We start from the raw sequence: 16,203 nt of genomic DNA on the forward strand, positions 1-16,203 counted from the left end.
AAAATTACTCGACAAGCCGAACGGATTGCGTCGCCGGAATATTGCGCATTCCGAGGCTCGTGCAATCCTGGCTGATGCTGGTGTTGCCGGACCACTGCAAGGTGCCGGCGACGACCTGGGTGCAACCACCCTTGCCAGAGAAATTGCCGAGATAATTGACGTCCTGGGTTGGAAAATACAGAGCGCCGGTCAAAAGTGAATCCGCCGTCCCATTGAAGGTGTTCGACCCCGTCAGGTTACCTTTGTTGCCGTAAAACAGAACACCGGAATACGTGCCCGACGTGGGTGCGCTAAGCTTGATGGTGGCGTTACCGTTCATGCTGACGCCCGAGCTGCCGGCCAGATAGATGAAGACGCCGTCACCGGAGATATTGGCGTTCGCGTTCGCTTTGAAATCACCGCCTCCGATGACGTACACGCCGGGCGAGAGGGCAACATTGCCGCTCAGGCTCAACCCGCTGCAGTATGTCCCGGGGTTCAGGGTCGACAATCTCGGATTTTGACAAGAGTCAGTGGCCGGTGGCGCGGGCAGGTCGGCAAACGGGTCACCGGCGGGTAAGGCCTGAGTTATCGGGCTGGCGCAAACGGTTGTCACAGGGTTGCTCAGCGAAACGCCGCCGGCTGATATGAGGCAGTCGGCCTGAAGGTTGGCCGATCCCTGAAGTTTGATGGCGTCGGCGGCTATCGAATTCGACATTACGGAGCAGCCCGTCATTTTTATGGTCGAACTGCCGGAAAACAGCGCCGCTTTCGGGGCGGAAGGATTGAGCGACAAAGCGCAGGCTTTTGATGCGTCAGTGATGAGAGCCACCGCTCTTGCCCGTGCGCCGACCGCGTTCTGCGTGAATATCGATGTAAAAAATCGATCGAGGTTTTGGTGAACGATTACCTCAACGGCGTTTTTCGCCACGCTTGATCCGGACGAAGGGGGGCTGAAAACTTCGATCGTGCCTGCCGACGCTGCAAAACCGTTCGAGGCTGCTGAAAGCGTCGCGGCGGAGACAATCGCGGACTTGTCTGATCCCGAAACCTTTTCCAAAGCGCCTGCATAGGCTGCCGCGTCGGCCACCGCCTGCAATTTCAAGCTACTGTAGTACCAATAGGAGGTTTCGACACCGAGGCCCGCACCGCCGACAACTATCGGCAAGGACAGCGCGAAAACAACGGCTACGTTGCCGTTATTCCCGAGGCGTCGTCGTAGACCGCGGCCGAACCGGTCGAAGATATGGGCGACCCATTCCATTGAGGTTTGTAGGCGCAAATACATGAAAGAATGAATAAGAAATTCCCTCCACTTGCACCCTCCTGGGCGGGCTCTGACTCAGAGATCCTGTCCATCGCCCCACCTGAGGCGGGCGAACGCGAACGAGCCTCTTGGTCGCTGGCAACTGGGGGCGCGGTGTCGATGATTTCACATACAAAATGGGGTTCGTTGACGGCGAACAAAAGTGACGCGATCGGCGGCGCCTTCAAGATCGTCGGCAACAGATATTCGGCCCTTCAGAGGGCCCGCGCCTGCACAAGTCCACATCACGGCGCGCGCAAGTCTCTTCGTCGCCGCGAGCTTGCCAGATCACTAGATGTTTTGGCGCGACCCGATAGATTCACTGAAGCGTCCGCGGTGACACGCGACCTGACGCATCCATTGCCGTGTGCCTGTCTTAGGTATTTTATGCCTAGAGGATGAATTCAGCTGATTTGACACTGATGGCAAACACTGCGAACCCACCTTATGAAAATTCCGGCGAGCATCGGCGCGAGCGCCGCCACCGTGTGCTAAAGGGCGGCACGATCATCACCGGGATCCAGAATTCCGAAATCAGCTGCACCTTGCGCAATCAACACGAGGGGGGTGCCGAGCTGAAGGTCGCGCCCGAAGCCCGGGTTCCCGATCGCTTCTTGCTCTACGTCGCGGTTGATGGACTTGCCTATCGATCGGAGGTTTGCTGGCGCCGCAACGACCGTATCGGCGTCAAATTCACCGGCACCGAGCCCAAACCGAAACTCCACTACGGCTGACCGACGGCAAGATGAAGGTCAGCGCGCCGCCATCCGGCCCGCAAACCAGCACTCCCCTAGGCGGGCACCTTCGCCAATTGCGCGCGTCCACCATAGGCGCGCAGGACACCTTCAGTGGCGGCGCTCGCGTTCTGAAACCCTGAAACCATTCGGCAAATCTCGGTCTGAGGCTCTCCTCCACTGGCCCTCAACCCGTCACCGCGACGCGGGCCGAATCTAATTCTTCGGGGCAGAGCGGAACTCGGGAAGCGAGCGCCGACTAGCAGAGGTCTTCCTCAGAAAGTCTGTACCCCGGCAAAGGAAATTTTCCGCTTTCGCGGGAGCCTTTGCTATGTCCGGGCCGCAGTCGCAAGGTCGCTACTTCAACGAACACATCCGCAATTTTTCGGGTGCCACCTGTTGCTGGCGATAGCGATCGGGGATGAGCTAACATTTTGGTGCTGATGTGGCCTTGTCACTCCAACTGTCGCTTGGTGGACGCATTGCAGCTGATGCGCATATGGTGTCCTGACGGTCCGCGCGCGCCGGGCAAACCCGATCCCGAGCCCGACTTGGTGCAACAACGCTTGATCGGCCCGGCCGCACGAACTGCGGCGGGTTTTTGTTTAGCTCGATTGAACACCGGTCCGCAGAGAACGTCAGGCGCACCCAGTAAACCTACCGCTGCCTGAGTTCACGCGATGATTGTTGTCATAGAGCGGTGATATCGATAACATACAACCGATTTGATTCTAGAGGAGCCGGGCTAATGGACAAAGCCGAAACCAGTTCCTGCCATACGATGTGCCGTTTGCTGCGGCTAGCGCAGAGGCATGATGGCTAAGACAGCGTCGTCGAGGCCCCTCGAGAGCCAAGCACCGACTATGGTCGATGTAGCCCTGCGGGCTGGCGTGTCGGCCATGACGGTCTCGCGCGCTTTAAAGGACGGCGGCCGCGTTTCCATGACCACTCGGGAAAAGATCATGGCCGCGGTCAACGAGCTGGGCTATGTGCTCGACCAGTCGGCCGGCAGTTTGTCTTCGCGCAAGACCGGATTTGTCGCGGCGATCGTTCCCTCGATCAACAATTCAAATTTCGCCGACACGGCGCGCGGCATTACCGATGAGCTGGAAAGCACGGGGCTCCAGCTTCTGCTCGGATACACCGACTACACGGTCGAGAAGGAAGAGAAGCTGATCGAAGCCATGCTCCGACGTCGGCCGGAAGGCATCATTCTGACCGGCGGCGCGCATACGGACCGGGCACGTCAACTTTTGAAAAGCACGGGCATCCCGGTGATCGAAACCTGGGAGTTGCCGGCCAAGCCCATCGACCAGGTTGTCGGCTTCTCCAACGAAGAGGCAATGGGGCTTCTCGTAAGAACGCTCGCCAGAAAGGGCTACCGGAAATTCGGCTACATTGGTGGTACGACCTCGCGCGACACGCGCGGCAGCCAACGGCGCGAAGGCTTCGTCCGAGCCATCGAGGAGCTCGGTCTGCCGAATGGCCGGCTTGTTTCCTTCGGCGTGCCGCCGATCTCGATCGAGCAGGGCGGGCAGGCCGTCGTCAGCATGCTGGAGCGTTGGCCGGACATTGAGGCCGTGCTGTGCGTCTCGGATCTGTCGGCTTTCGGGGCACTAATGGAATGCAAGCGCCGCGGAATGCGGGTCCCGCAAGACATCGCCATCGCCGGCTTCGGCGACTATGAGGTTGCCGCTTTCTGCCATCCTGGCATCACCACGGTAAATGTTGATTGTTACGGCATCGGGCGGCAGGCTGCACGCCGGCTCATCCAGATCATCCGGGGTGGCGAGAAGAACCACGGACAGGAAATCGTCCTGACTGGTTATCGTGTCGTTGAGCGCGAAAGCACCTGAGTTTAGCCTAGCGCGATCTGAACCTTCATCGATTTGTTTCGGTTGCCGGCGATCTCGAAGGCCGCAACCGCCTCATCGAGCGGATAGATGCCGGTCAAAAGTGGTTTCACATCGACGCGGCGCTGGTTGATCAGATCGATTGCGAGTGCGAACTCGTCATGGAAGCGGAAGCTGCCGCGCATCTCGATCTCCTTGGAGACGATCAGGTTCTGCGAAATCGAAAGGTCGCCGCCGAGCCCCAGCTGAACGAGAACGCCGCGCGGCTTTAGGACATCTAGACCCGCCCGCACTGCGCGCTCGTTGCCGGAGGCCTCGAACATCACGTCGAAGCTACCTTTGTTAGCATTATAGGCAGCAAGCTTTTCGCTATTTGTCGCGACATTGATGGTATGGTCGGCGCCGATCTCCAAGGCCTTCGCCAGCACGCCGTCTATGACATCGGTCGCAACGATTTCGCGTGCGCCGTGCGCTCGGGCGGCAAGGATACAAAGCGCGCCGATCGGGCCGCAGCCAGTGATGAGAACGCGTTTGCCGAGCAGCGAACCTGCGCGGTTGACGGCGTGCAGCGTCACCGCAAAGGGCTCGGCAAAGGCGGCTTCGTTGATCGAAACATGATCTGCGATCTTATGACATTGCCATGCCTCGGCGACCAGTCGCTGGCGGAACGCACCCTGGATGTGCGGCATCGGCATGGCGCTGCCGTAAAAACGCATGTTAAGACACTGGTTCTGCATGCCTTGGAAGCAGTAACGGCAGGCATTGCACGGCCGGCTGGGCGAGATAGCGACGCGGTCGCCGACAGCGAGCGAGGAAACGCTGCCGCCCACCGCGTTGACCGTGCCGGCGACCTCATGGCCTAGGATCATCGGCTCGCGAAGACGGATCACACCGAAACCGCCATGGTTGTAGTAGTGCAGGTCCGAGCCACAGATGCCGCCCGCCTCGACGGCAATCTCCACCTGTCCATCGCCAGGAATATCTGGATCGGTCTCTTCGATCCTCAGGTCTTTTGCAGCATGAATGACGATCGACTTCATCAGGTGGTCCTTCCTCAGACGACCGGCGTCAACAAGGGCTGTCCGCCGAAATGGGCCGCGAGATTATCACGAACGAGCTGACCCATGGCTTTGCGGGTCTCAACCGTGCCGCTTGCGTGGTGAGGCTGCAGTACGACGTTGGAGAGCCTCAGGAAGCGCTCGTCGATCGTCGGCTCGTTCCAAAACACATCGAGCCCGGCGCCCTTGATTGCGCCCAATTCCAAAGCAGCAAGCAATGCGGTCTCGTGGATCGTGCTGCCGCGCGAAATGTTTATCACGATGCCGTGCGTTCCGAGTGCTGCCAGAACCGCCGCATTGATGATGTGCTTCGTGCTGTCACCGCCGGCAAGCGTCACGATCAGGAATTCGCTCTGTCGTGCCAGCTCGACCAGATCGCCGACGAAGGCGTAGGGTAGGTCGTCGCGCTTGCGCACATCGAAATAGGAAATCGCACAGTCGAATGCAGCGGCGCGCTTGGCCACAGCCGCGCCGACACGGCCCATTCCGACGATGCCCAGCCTTTTGCCGCAGACGCGCGTGACCAGTGGCATGTTGCCCTTGCGCCAGCTGCCGTCGCGGACATAGGCGTCGGCCTGCGGGATTTTTCGAGCGACGGCGAGCAGCAAGCCGATGCCGATATCGGCAACATCCTCGGTCAGCACATCCGGTGTATTGGTGACGTGGATGCCATTCGCTCTGGTGTAAGCAAGGTCTATGGCGTCGGTGCCGACGCCATAACAAGAGACGATTTCGAGCATCGGCAGTTTTGCCATCAGCGCTGCACTGGCACCAAGCTCGCCGCGTGTCGCGATGGCGCGGACGGCGCCGGCATGACGGGCGACCAAGGCGTCCTTGTCCTCGGCCTGCCATAATTTATGGACGCGATATTTGGCCTCGATGTCTGCCATATCCCAATCCGGATAGGGACCTGTCATCAATATGTCGGTCACGGTGTTGTCTCCTCCGCGAATTCATTTTCTTATTGACTATGTTATCGATAACATTCATGTCAATAGTGGCTAGGGGCGGCGCGAACGAAATCGTGTCCGCTTTTGGGAGGTTGGTCTGGAGGTGCGCATGAGCAGTTCGCTCTTCGATTTGACGGGCAAGCGGGCGCTGGTCACTGGCTCGGGGCAGGGGATCGGCCTGGCCTTGGCACAGGGGCTGGCGCAGCACGGCGCCGAAATCGTGCTCAATGGGCGCAGCGCCGAAAAGGTCGCGGCCGCTGCCGATGCACTGGCGGTCAAGGGTCACAAGGCTCACAGCGCGGTCTTCGACGTCACCGATCACGCTGCTGTCGTCAAAGGCGTCGCGGAGATTGAGGATGCGGTCGGCGCCATCGATATCCTCGTCAACAATGCCGGCATGCAGTTCCGGACGCCGCTTGAGGATTTTCCCGCCGAAAAGTGGGACGAATTGCTGCGCACCAACATCTCCAGCGTGTTTTTCGTCGGGCAAGCGGTAGCGCGCCACATGATCCCGCGGCGGAGCGGTAAGATCATCAACATCGCCTCGGTGCAGAGCGAACTCGCTCGTCCCAATATCGCCCCCTACACGGCAACGAAGGGCGCGGTGCGCAACCTGACGCGCGGCATGTGCGCCGACTGGGCCAAGCATGGGCTTCAGGTCAACGCCATCGCGCCTGGCTATTTCAAGACGCCGCTCAACCAGGCGCTGGTCGACAATCCCGAATTCTCGGCCTGGCTGACCAACCGCACGCCTGCTGGACGCTGGGGCGAAGTCGGTGAACTGGTCGGCGCGACGATTTTCCTGGCCGGACCGGCCTCATCCTTTGTCAATGGACACACGCTCTATGTCGATGGCGGCATTACAACGTGCCTCTGAGGCGGCGCTCATTGTCGTGATGGGTGTCAGCGGCTGCGGCAAGACCAGCATCGGCGTCGAGATCGCCGCGCGGACCGGGGTTGCCTTCCTCGAAGGCGACACGCTGCATCCGGGTAGCAATGTCGAGAAAATGTCGGCGGGCATCCCGCTTGGCGATGATGATCGCTGGCCCTGGCTGGATCTGGTGGGCGCAGCCTTGCGCCAGGCCTATGAAGAGGGCCGCGGGCTGGTGGTGAGTTGCTCGGCTCTGAAGAAATCGTATCGCGATCGCCTTCGCCATGCGGCGGGTGGGCCGCTGGCGTTCATATTCGCGGCGGGATCGCGCGCCCTGCTGCAAGCCCGGATCGCCGAACGTCGCGGTCACTTCTTTCCGCCAGCGCTGCTCGACACTCAGCTCGCCACACTGGAAAGCCCGGGCGATGAACCGCTTGTGGTCACCGTCGATATAGACGCTCCGGTCGACAGGATCGCCGACGCGGCCTTGAAAGCGCTCGGCAATTTTCTGCAGCCCCATGCTGCCGGCACAAAGAACGAGGCACGTTGAAAATGACACAAGCAGCAGCGAAGGTCGCCGTCATCGGCGCCGGCATTATGGGATCGGCGATCGCCACCCGCCTGGTCGAGACAAAGCAGGCAGTGACGGTGTTCGACCTCGATAAGGCGAAGGTCGCCGCGTTGACTGCAAAGGGCGCGGCTGCCGCCACCTCGATTGCCGAGGCAACGCGAGCGAGCAGCTTCGTGGTCCTCAGCCTCAACCATACCGACATCGTGCGCTCGGTGGTGTTCGGCGAGAACGGTGTCGCGGTTGCCGGGTCGTCCGAAAAGCTCCTAATCGACATGTCGTCGATCGACCCGGCCGACACCGCTCACATGGCAAGACAGCTTTCGGCCGAGACCGGCATGAGATGGGTCGACTGCCCGCTTTCAGGTGGCGTTCCTGGCGCTTTGGCGGGCCGACTGACTGTCATGGCGGGCGGCGAAACAGCTGACTTCGAACACGCGCGCACTGTGATGCGGCATCTGTGCGCCAACTACACGTTAATGGGGCCGAGCGGAGCCGGGCAGACGACCAAGCTGATCAACCAGCTTTTCTGCGCTGTCCTGTTCCAGGCCGTTGCCGAAGCCGTGAAGCTCGCTGAGGCCGGCGGCGTCGATCCGAAGGCAATCCCGGCGGCGCTTAAGGGGGGACGCGCCGATTCCAGCATCATGCAGGAGTTCATGGTGAAATTCGCCGCCCGGGATTTCTCGCCGACCGGCCGCATCGACAACATGTTGAAGGATCTCGATTCGCTGCAGGCCTTCGCCCTCAAGACCAACACGCCGATGCCGATGACCGGGCAAGTGGTCGAGGTCCATCGCCTGCTCTGCGCGGCTGGCCTGGGGCCGAAGGATTCGGCAGAGATGATGCGCCTTCTCGACGGCAAGATTGCCGGCTAGCAATCGAACACTTTGTCGCTTGACGCCCGGAAATGTTATCGATAACATCAGCTGGCGATCTTGGGAGGAACGCTTTGTGGCCGAAGAAAAACTGATTGAGTTCAAGTCGGTTACGAAAGAGTTCGGCGGCACTCGCGCTCTTTCCGACGTAACGCTCGATCTCCACAAGGGCGAGATCCTGGCACTGCTCGGCGAAAATGGTGCCGGCAAGTCGACGCTGATCAAGACGCTTGCCGGTATCTATCGGCCCGATGGCGGCCGTATACTGTTTCGTGGCGAGCCGTATCACCACCGCCCGCCACGGCCGAGCCAGCGTCAGTCGGTTGCCTTCATTCACCAAGATCTCGGCCTGATCGATTGGATGACGGTTGGCGAGAATGTCGGCCTAGCCCAGGGGTTCTCGGTTCGCTCAGGTCTCATCGACTGGCATGCTACCGAAGAACGCGCGCGCGCGGCACTCAAGCTCGTCGGCTGTGATTTCGACCCGACGACGCGTGTCCAGGATTTGACCCGCACAGAAAAATCGCTGGTCGCCATCGCTCGCGCCTTGGCCACCGAGGCCGATGTGCTGGTGCTCGATGAACCGACCGCCAGCCTGCCTGCCGACGAGGTCGATCGCCTGTTCGACGCCATCCGCCCGCTGAAGCAGCGGGGCGTGGGCATGATCTATGTCTCGCATCGTCTCGACGAGATTTTCCGCATCGCCGACCGTGTCGCCGTGCTGCGCGACGGCAAGCTGGTCGGCCAGAAGAAGGTTGCCGACACCAAGCCGGACCAATTGGTCGAGATGATTGTCGGCCGTCCTGTAAGTCAGGTTTTTACCAAGGCGTCGACAGAGGCCGGCAAGACGATCTGCACCGTCCGCGATCTGGTTTGTGCCGGCGCCGGTCCGGTCTCCTTCGAGGTGCGCAAGGGTGAGCTGCTCGGCCTGGTCGGGCTGCGCGGCGCCGGGCAGGAACTGGTCGGCCGGGCACTGTTCGGTTGTCAGCCATTTTCAGGCTCCGTGACGATACGCGGCGTTCACCCGGACCTGTCGAGCCCGATCGCGGCGATGGCGTCCGGCGTCGGCCTGATAGCCCGTGACAGGACCGAAGAATCGATCGCGGCCTCCTTGTCGATCCGGGAAAACAGCTTCCTCAACCCCGGCGCTGGCAAGCGCGGCCTCTTCTCGTTTCTGGCGCCGCACAAGGAGGCTGCCCTCGCACAAGCTATCGGCGGTTCGGTCGGGCTGCGCCCCAATGATCCGAACCTGCCAATCGAGGCATTGTCCGGGGGCAACCAGCAGAAAGTGGTCGTCGGCAGGTGGTTACACACCGGCCGCACTTTGCTGATCGCCGAAGATCCTACGGCCGGGGTCGACGTCGGCGCCAAGGCCGAAATCTACCGGCTGATCGGACGCGCGCTCGAAGCCGGCCTCGCTGTGGTCGTGGTCTCGACCGATTTCGAGGAGATCGCCCACATCTGCCATCGCGCGCTGGTGTTTTCGCGCGGACGCATTGTGCGCGAACTTACCCGCCACGACCTGACCACTTCCGCCGTGATCACCGCGGCATCGGCTTCCGAAGCCGCCTGACCCTTCCGGAGCAAAGCCATGCAATCTATCGAATCCAGCGCACTCGAGCCGACCCGTGGCGAAATGGCGGGATTGCCGTTGACGCAGAAGATTATTCGGCTGCTGCCGGTCTACGGGCTGGTGATCCTGACCCTGTTGTTGATCCTGCTGTTTTCGGTCTTGCTGCCGAACACGTTTCCGACGCTGCTCAATTTGCGCTCGATCATCTCCGACAAGGCGATCATCGCTTTGTTGTCGCTGGCGGCAATGATCCCGATGGCGTCCGGGCGCATCGACTTGACGGTCGGCTATGGGATCGTGCTGTGGCACATTCTTGCCATCAGCCTGCAAACCATGTTCGGCCTGCCATGGCCCCTGGCGGTGATGATCGTGCTGCTTCTTGGGGCGGCAACCGGCTTCCTCAACGGCCTGCTGGTCGAAGTAGCCCGTATAGACTCTTTCATCGCCACGTTGGGCACCGGTACCGTGCTCTATGCGCTGGCCCTATGGCACACTGGCGGCCGACAAGTGGTTGGTGTGTTGCCCAACGGGTTTTATGCGCTCAACGGCACGATGGTTTTCGGGCTGCCGATCACCGGGCTCGATGTGCTGGGCATCGCCGTCGCGCTCTGGATCGTTCTCGAATATTTGCCGATTGGCCGCTACGTCTATGCCATCGGCGCCAATCCGAAAGCTGCCGCCCTCAACGGCATTCCGGTGCGCCGCTTCGTCATTGGAGCCTTCATCTCATCGGGCTTCCTGACGGCGCTGACGGGCGTTTTGCTCGCCTCGAAACTGCGCATCGGGCAAGCCAGCGTCGGGCTGGAGTATCTTCTGCCGGCACTCGTCGGCGCGTTTCTTGGCTCGACGACGATCAAACCAGGACGCGTCAATGTGTGGGGCACGATGACCGGCGTCATCATCCTTGCGGTCGGCATTTCAGGCATCCAGCAGTTCGGCGGCTCGTTCTTCGTCGAGCCCCTGTTCAACGGCGTGACACTGCTCGTTGCGATCGGCATTGCCGGCTACGCGCAACGAAAGCGCGGCGCGGCGCACATAGCAAGGATCAAGAATGTCGCGCAATCTGCGAAGTGACCGGCACGGAACCAGCCCAGGGACAATGACGGTGGATTGCCGTCTGCAGCCAACAACGCTTGGCAACTACGAGATATTGGATGACCGGTTCCGGAAGCTGACGATTTCGCATGCCAAGCTGGAGCGGCTGTGGTCCGGCAGCCGCTGGGCCGAAGGTCCGGTCTACGTTCCGGCCGCTAAGCACCTGCTGTGGTCTGACATCCCCAACGATCGGCTGCTGCGGTACGATGAAACCGACGGTTCCGTCAGCGTCTTCGACACGCGCTGCAACAACCAGAACGGACATACCCTCGACCGCGAAGGCCGCGTCGTTGCTTGCGAGCATCGCGGCCGGCGCATCTCCAGGCTCGAGCACGACGGAGGTTGGAAGACCCTCGTCGAAACCGTCGATGGCAAACGGCTCAATTCACCGAACGATGTTGTTGTCAAATCCGACCGGACGATCTGGTTTACCGATCCGGTCTACGGCATTGAGGGCCATTATGAAGGTATCATTGCCAAGGCGGAGATCGGCGGATCCCATGTCTACCGGTTCGACGAGACCTCCGGCCACGTGAGAGCCGTCGTCACCGATCTGGTCCAGCCCAACGGTCTCGCTTTCTCCCCGGACGAAAAGATTCTTTACGTCTCGGACACCGGCGCAAGCCATGTGCCCGGCCTGCCGCGGGCCATCAAGGCATATGATCTTGCGCAAGACGGTCTCTCCGCTCGGGCACGCGGTGCTTTCGCCGAATGCGAGGCGGGTGCCTTCGATGGTTTCCGTGTCGATTACGGCGGCAATATCTGGGCCTCGAGCGCGGACTCGGTCCGCGTCTATTCGCCGGACGGGACCTTGATAGGCCGAATCCTGGTTCCGGAACTTGTCTCGAACGTTTGTTTCGGCGGTCCGAACCGGAACCGGCTCTACATCACCGCCCAAACATCCCTCTACGCTGTCTACGTGAACACCCAGCCAGCCGGCTCAGGTCCGGCAGCGGGAAAAATCGCCGCCTGAAACCACGCCGTGCCGATCAATCTCAAGCCTTCTCGGGAAGGCCAAAACATTTCAAACGCCAAGGGAGGTTACCGAACATGCAACGCAGAACATTCCTCACAGCATCCATCGCCTTGATTATGATCACGACCGCTGCTCCGTCCTTGTTCTCAAACCAAGCGCGCGCGGACGAGATGGCCGACGCCATGGCGGTCGTTCAAAAATATGCCCAGAAGGTCACCGCTTGGGACGGCCCGACCACTGGTCCGAAGGCCCAGCAAGGCAAGACGATCGTCGTGCTTGCCGGGGACCTCAAGAATGGCGGCATTCTCGGCGTCGCCAACGGTGTCGAGGAAGCGGCCAAGGCGATCGGCTGGGAGGTCAAGGTAATCGACGGCGCAGGATCGATTGGCGGGCGCACCGCCGCTTTCGGCCAGGCGATAGCGCTGAAGCCAAATGGCATCGTCATCGATGGGTTCGATGCCATCGAGCAGGCGCCGGCGCTGGAGCAGGCGAAGTCCGCGGGTATCCCGCTGGTCTCATGGCATGCGGGACCGGTCATCGGGCCTGATGAAAAGAGCGACGTCTTCGCCAATGTCTCGACCGATGCGATGCAAGTCTCTACCGCTGCGGCCGACTGGGCCTATGCCGACGCCAAAGGCAAGCCCGGCGTTATCATCTTCACTGACTCGACGTATGCGATCGCCATAGCCAAGGCCGACAAGATGAAGGCGGAAATCGAGCGGCTGGGTGGAAAGGTGCTCGAATATGTCGACACGCCGATCGCCGAGACTTCGCAGCGCATGCCGCAGCTCACAACTTCACTGCTGCAGAAATACGGCGATGCGTGGACGCACTCGCTGGCGATCAACGACCTGTATTTCGACTTCATGGGACCGTCGCTTGCCGCGGCCGGCAAGGCTGGCACCGACGCGCCGGTCAATGTCGCTGCCGGCGACGGCTCCGAATCCGCCTATCAGCGCATCCGTGCCGGCGAATTCCAGAAGGTAACGGTCGCCGAACCGCTCAACCTGCAGGGCTGGCAACTGGTCGACGAACTCAATCGCGCCATTGCCGGTGAAAAGTGGTCGGGCTACTTGTCGCCGCTGCACGTCGTGACGGCCGACAATGTGGAGTTCGACGGCGGCCCCAACAATGCATTTGACCCCGGCAACGGTTACCGGGACGAGTACAAGAAGATCTGGGGCAAATAGGCATTCGGCAAGCGGGCGCCTCACGCGATGCGCCCGCAAAGCCAGACTCACGTTGTGGTCGCAACTTCAGAAAATTGCTTGACCCGCTAACTGCCGCCACCGGGCGGCAGGTGATCCCAGGTAGAAAGTTAGGAAACTCTCGTCATGATCATTCGTTACGCCCTCTTCGAAGGTCAAATCCACGCCGGACGCGAGAGCGAGTTTCGGCGTTTCGTCAAGGAGAAGCTGGTGCCGCTGTGGACGCAGTTTCCCGGAGCCGAGGAAGTGCGAGTCTTGGACGGTGCGGTGCGGGACGAGGGCGCTCCGGTCTATGCCATGGCGCTCGCCATCCGGTATTCGGACATGGATAGCTGCAACCGGGCGCTTCTGTCCGATGTCCGGTCTCAGAGCCGGGACGTGACCGGCGAGCTGCTCAAGATGTTCACGGGACGTGTCCATCATCATGTCTTCGAGGCCAATGACTACGCACCTGACCAGATCTCAAAACAGCAGCAAACGGCGCACTAGCCGCAAGCCCGGCGCACCGCTTCTGAGTGAAATGTCACTGTCAATCGGCAAGACCTTCGGCGATTCCAACCATGTCGTTGTCCATCATCATTGCCGGATCGCTTGCTCCGGGCGGCAAGACCACCGAACAATTGCGATGGTCTCGTAGGCGGGCGTATCGGCGTTTCTGGCGCCGACCTCAACCAGGATCCCGCAATCTTTTTGCCACAAAAGTCATGCCGTCCACACTCCCCATCTGACTCGGTCAGTCGTGTATCTCTGGCCTGCTACCCCGCGACGACCAAGACCGTGCTTTCCGGCGATCAACGCAGCACGACATCCTGACCTTCCGCCAGCCTGGCAGCGCCGGTGTTCTGCACAATGACCTTGAGCGTCTGGCCAGCACCCTCGACAAAGTAGGTGCTGCTATTACCGGCGAAGATGCGCTTCGACACCTGGCCTCGCAGCACATTCGCATCGGCCGCATCCGGGGCCTCGGCATCAGTGACGATGCGGATGCGTTCGGGCCGCACGGCGCAGCTTGCCTTGGCCCCAGCTGTAAGCTTGGCACCCGCGCCTGCGGCAATCCCCGTTCCGTCAGGCAGCCGGATGCCCGTAACCAGTGGCGTTGCCGCGAAGGATGTTGGCGTCGCCCAGGAAGGTGGCGGCAAACTCACTCTTCGGCCGATCGTAGATCTCCTCGGGCGGGCCTTCCTGCACCAGTTTGCCATCGCGCAGAATGCCGATGCGGTCGCTCATCGTCAGCGCTTCTTCCTGGTCGTGGGTGACGAAGATCGTGATGCCGATCTCGCGCTGAATACGCTTGGGCTGCAATGGATGCCGCTTCGCGACGCATGACGACCATTCCCGACTTGCCCGCCGACCAATGCGGAAATCGTCGAGCCCGCGGTTGCGCCAGAGGCGGTCGTCGACGCTCAGAAATCGGCTTCTTCGAAATAATTGACCTTCAGCCATGTGTTCGACGGTCCACTCCTGTAGCGGCTGTCGGCGTGCTTCGAGACGATGCTCTCGAGCCCCATCTTCTCGATCGCGCGGAAGATCGCTAGCGCACTGTCCTCGAAATGCTCGCTGTACTGGATCTTGCCGAGGCCGTGCTCAACCAGTTGCCACAGCGCCTGCTTGCGCTGCAGCAGGGGCAAGGAGGCTAGATTGCGAGCGTCGAGATGGAGGATGTCAAACGCGACGAACACCAGCCGGCTGGGTTCGTTCCAGATCGTGGCTTCCAGCGCGGGGTAATCGGGAGCGCCCTGGTCGCCTGGCACAATGACCACGCCGTCGATAATGGCAGCCCGGCATGGCAGCTCGACAGCCAGCGCGATGGGCCAGTATTTCGTGGTCCAGTCACGGCCGTTCTTGTTGTAAAGACGCACGCCGTCTTTGTCGATGATGAGCTGCGTTCGGTAGCCCTCAAGATTGATCTCGTGAACCCATCCCCCATCATCGGGCGGCTGCTCGACCCAAGTCGGGATCTGTGGCGGAATGAACTCCAGCCGGCCACCGTTGACCTTGGCACGCTTACTCAATGGCGCCACCTTTGGCTGCGCAGCGAGGCTAATCGGCACAGGCGGCCCGACATCCCCCCAACTCGGACGCCTGCCGTCTGTGCCGGCCCCACCAAGCCATTGCGAGCATCTGCGCACGTCGCCGAATTGTCGTTAGCTTCGCATCCGAATACTTATCCGGGCGTACATATCTCGCTCTTGCGGCGCTCTTGCACGCCGTCCTTTGGCTAATTTCGGACGACCTTCGTCAGTCCATCAAAAGCACCACAGCGGGATGCAGCTTCTTCAGATTCGGCAATGATTTCGATTGCCAGGGTATGTCGGGCGTTCCACGCACGACGAGTCGAACATCGGGATGCTTGCGCACCTCGATGGTAAATTTCGCCAGCAGGTTGATGCCGGACGAGTTTAGAAAGTGAAGGTCCCTCAGATTGAGCGTAATGGAAGCGGGATCACAGGCAAGAACACTGGCCGCCAACGCCGTGATAGGCGCACCGGCCTCGGAACTGGCAAGCCGCATTGCACCGTCGAAGAAAATTTCGCTTCCTTCAGTCCACACACGGTAGTCGTCTGTCTTGATTTCCATAGCCTGGCTTCGTTTCATCTAGTTGTGAATTTGCGAGATCGGAATGGAGGCATATGTCTCCACGCAAATCCGATCGCTTTCGTCGGTGGCGCTGAATATCCAAGCCAGGCGTGCGCCGTAGTCGCTCATCAACGTCAGCAATCCAAGTCCGGAGCCTGCCATGTCGGGGTTGGCGGCATTCTCTTCAATTCGCTGTATCAGCAGGTCCATAGGGTCGCCAACCGTGAGATCCGCCAGGAGACTTTGGAACTTAGAGGCATCTTCACCATCGACGTCATTCGACACTTTGAGCTTGAAGCACTCCGAATCCATCGACGCCTCGATCAAGATCTCACCTGGTGCGCGAAACTTGACGGCATTTTCGATGAGTTCGTTGACCAGATATCCAATACTGTGCCGCACTTCTATGTAGTCATTGCGGGACGACCGGAAGCGCAACGCGAAAAGATCGGCGATGAAGTCCGCGGTCGTGGCACAATGACGCCAACTCAAGTCGAGAGGTCCGTCAAAGAGCCGCACGCGACTGGCGCTCTCCTTCATCCCGATTGCAATGTCAGGGGTACCGAACAGCGTTGTCATG

Annotated in this window: 16 protein-coding genes and 1 pseudogene; 10 read left to right on the forward strand and 7 right to left on the reverse strand. The window is 60.6% G+C overall.

Annotated features, from left to right (window positions below):
• Positions 1-4 precede the first annotated feature (4 nt).
• Positions 5-1,243 (reverse strand): pilus assembly protein TadG-related protein, encoded by a 1,239-nt coding sequence (locus AC0L2Y_RS02650; protein ID WP_473553598.1) that lies wholly within the window; start codon positions 1,241-1,243, stop codon positions 5-7.
• A 464-nt stretch (positions 1,244-1,707) separates the two neighbouring features.
• Between AC0L2Y_RS02650 and AC0L2Y_RS02655 the strand changes: the two genes are divergently transcribed.
• Positions 1,708-2,019, forward strand: a complete 312-nt coding sequence (locus AC0L2Y_RS02655; protein WP_473553600.1) for a PilZ domain-containing protein — start codon at positions 1,708-1,710, stop codon at positions 2,017-2,019.
• A gap of 863 nt (positions 2,020-2,882) precedes the next feature.
• Positions 2,883-3,875, forward strand: a complete 993-nt coding sequence (locus AC0L2Y_RS02660; RefSeq protein ID WP_473553601.1) for a LacI family DNA-binding transcriptional regulator — start codon at positions 2,883-2,885, stop codon at positions 3,873-3,875.
• 2 nt (positions 3,876-3,877) lie between these two features.
• Here AC0L2Y_RS02660 and AC0L2Y_RS02665 read toward each other — a convergent pair whose 3' ends face one another.
• Together AC0L2Y_RS02665 and AC0L2Y_RS02670 are read right to left on the reverse strand one after the other, a co-directional pair.
• On the reverse strand, positions 3,878-4,912 hold the full coding sequence (locus AC0L2Y_RS02665) for an L-idonate 5-dehydrogenase (protein ID WP_473553603.1): 1,035 nt from the start codon (positions 4,910-4,912) through the stop codon (positions 3,878-3,880).
• Positions 4,913-4,926: 14 nt separating this feature from the next.
• On the reverse strand, positions 4,927-5,847 hold the full coding sequence (locus AC0L2Y_RS02670) for a 2-hydroxyacid dehydrogenase (protein WP_473553697.1): 921 nt from the start codon (positions 5,845-5,847) through the stop codon (positions 4,927-4,929).
• A gap of 142 nt (positions 5,848-5,989) precedes the next feature.
• On the opposite strand from AC0L2Y_RS02670, the gene AC0L2Y_RS02675 reads away from it, so the two are divergent.
• The 8 genes from AC0L2Y_RS02675 (at position 5,990) to AC0L2Y_RS02710 (ending at position 13,535) form a co-directional block, all read left to right on the forward strand.
• Positions 5,990-6,757 (forward strand): SDR family oxidoreductase, encoded by a 768-nt coding sequence (locus AC0L2Y_RS02675; protein WP_473553604.1) that lies wholly within the window; start codon positions 5,990-5,992, stop codon positions 6,755-6,757.
• Entirely contained in the window at positions 6,726-7,301 is a 576-nt protein-coding gene (locus AC0L2Y_RS02680) for a gluconokinase (RefSeq protein WP_473553606.1), read from the forward strand. The genes AC0L2Y_RS02675 and AC0L2Y_RS02680 overlap by 32 nt, the downstream gene beginning before the upstream one ends.
• Before the next feature lie 2 nt (positions 7,302-7,303).
• Entirely contained in the window at positions 7,304-8,194 is an 891-nt protein-coding gene (locus AC0L2Y_RS02685) for an NAD(P)-dependent oxidoreductase (protein ID WP_473553608.1), read from the forward strand.
• Between the two features lie 76 nt (positions 8,195-8,270).
• Complete coding sequence (locus tag AC0L2Y_RS02690) at positions 8,271-9,767, forward strand: sugar ABC transporter ATP-binding protein (RefSeq protein WP_473553610.1); 1,497 nt, start codon at positions 8,271-8,273, stop codon at positions 9,765-9,767.
• 18 nt (positions 9,768-9,785) lie between these two features.
• Positions 9,786-10,841 (forward strand): ABC transporter permease, encoded by a 1,056-nt coding sequence (locus tag AC0L2Y_RS02695; RefSeq protein ID WP_473553612.1) that lies wholly within the window; start codon positions 9,786-9,788, stop codon positions 10,839-10,841.
• A gap of 25 nt (positions 10,842-10,866) precedes the next feature.
• Positions 10,867-11,835 carry an SMP-30/gluconolactonase/LRE family protein gene (locus AC0L2Y_RS02700; RefSeq protein WP_473553613.1) on the forward strand — a complete coding sequence of 323 codons (969 nt, stop codon included), beginning with the start codon at positions 10,867-10,869 and terminating at the stop codon, positions 11,833-11,835.
• Positions 11,836-11,912: 77 nt separating this feature from the next.
• Positions 11,913-13,028, forward strand: coding sequence for an ABC transporter substrate-binding protein (locus tag AC0L2Y_RS02705; RefSeq protein ID WP_473553615.1), 1,116 nt, complete (start codon positions 11,913-11,915; stop codon positions 13,026-13,028).
• Between the two features lie 144 nt (positions 13,029-13,172).
• Positions 13,173-13,535: a hypothetical protein gene (locus tag AC0L2Y_RS02710; RefSeq protein WP_473553616.1), complete on the forward strand. Its 363-nt coding sequence runs from the start codon at positions 13,173-13,175 to the stop codon at positions 13,533-13,535.
• A 302-nt stretch (positions 13,536-13,837) separates the two neighbouring features.
• Here the strand turns inward: AC0L2Y_RS02710 and AC0L2Y_RS02715 are convergent.
• The 4 genes and pseudogenes from AC0L2Y_RS02715 to AC0L2Y_RS02730 all read right to left on the reverse strand — a co-directional run.
• Positions 13,838-14,348, reverse strand: a pseudogene (locus AC0L2Y_RS02715) (TOBE domain-containing protein); the annotation flags it as partial.
• A 101-nt stretch (positions 14,349-14,449) separates the two neighbouring features.
• Positions 14,450-15,058: an ATP-dependent DNA ligase gene (locus tag AC0L2Y_RS02720; protein WP_473553618.1), complete on the reverse strand. Its 609-nt coding sequence runs from the start codon at positions 15,056-15,058 to the stop codon at positions 14,450-14,452.
• Between the two features lie 226 nt (positions 15,059-15,284).
• On the reverse strand, positions 15,285-15,623 hold the full coding sequence (locus AC0L2Y_RS02725) for a slr1659 superfamily regulator (protein WP_473553619.1): 339 nt from the start codon (positions 15,621-15,623) through the stop codon (positions 15,285-15,287).
• A gap of 18 nt (positions 15,624-15,641) precedes the next feature.
• On the reverse strand, positions 15,642-16,202 hold the full coding sequence (locus AC0L2Y_RS02730; RefSeq protein WP_473553620.1) for a slr1658 superfamily regulator: 561 nt from the start codon (positions 16,200-16,202) through the stop codon (positions 15,642-15,644).
• Between the last annotated feature and the right edge of the window lies 1 nt (position 16,203).

The organism is Mesorhizobium sp. WSM4830 (genome assembly GCF_055811495.1).

Excerpts from the sequence above, each read along its gene's own strand:
- AC0L2Y_RS02655 (WP_473553600.1), top strand. The coding sequence starts at position 1,708 with ATGGCAAACACTGCGAACCCACCTTATGAAAATTCCGGCGAGCATCGG.
- AC0L2Y_RS02685 (WP_473553608.1), top strand. The coding sequence starts at position 7,304 with ATGACACAAGCAGCAGCGAAGGTCGCCGTCATCGGCGCCGGCATTATG.
- AC0L2Y_RS02650 (WP_473553598.1), bottom strand. The coding sequence starts at position 1,243 with ATGGAATGGGTCGCCCATATCTTCGACCGGTTCGGCCGCGGTCTACGA.
- AC0L2Y_RS02710 (WP_473553616.1), top strand. The coding sequence starts at position 13,173 with ATGATCATTCGTTACGCCCTCTTCGAAGGTCAAATCCACGCCGGACGC.
- AC0L2Y_RS02695 (WP_473553612.1), top strand. The coding sequence starts at position 9,786 with ATGCAATCTATCGAATCCAGCGCACTCGAGCCGACCCGTGGCGAAATG.
- AC0L2Y_RS02675 (WP_473553604.1), top strand. The coding sequence starts at position 5,990 with ATGAGCAGTTCGCTCTTCGATTTGACGGGCAAGCGGGCGCTGGTCACT.
- AC0L2Y_RS02665 (WP_473553603.1), bottom strand. The coding sequence starts at position 4,912 with ATGAAGTCGATCGTCATTCATGCTGCAAAAGACCTGAGGATCGAAGAG.
- AC0L2Y_RS02670 (WP_473553697.1), bottom strand. The coding sequence starts at position 5,847 with ATGACAGGTCCCTATCCGGATTGGGATATGGCAGACATCGAGGCCAAA.
- AC0L2Y_RS02730 (WP_473553620.1), bottom strand. The coding sequence starts at position 16,202 with ATGACAACGCTGTTCGGTACCCCTGACATTGCAATCGGGATGAAGGAG.
- AC0L2Y_RS02700 (WP_473553613.1), top strand. The coding sequence starts at position 10,867 with ATGACGGTGGATTGCCGTCTGCAGCCAACAACGCTTGGCAACTACGAG.
- AC0L2Y_RS02705 (WP_473553615.1), top strand. The coding sequence starts at position 11,913 with ATGCAACGCAGAACATTCCTCACAGCATCCATCGCCTTGATTATGATC.
- AC0L2Y_RS02680 (WP_473553606.1), top strand. The coding sequence starts at position 6,726 with ATGTCGATGGCGGCATTACAACGTGCCTCTGAGGCGGCGCTCATTGTC.
- AC0L2Y_RS02725 (WP_473553619.1), bottom strand. The coding sequence starts at position 15,623 with ATGGAAATCAAGACAGACGACTACCGTGTGTGGACTGAAGGAAGCGAA.
- AC0L2Y_RS02660 (WP_473553601.1), top strand. The coding sequence starts at position 2,883 with ATGGTCGATGTAGCCCTGCGGGCTGGCGTGTCGGCCATGACGGTCTCG.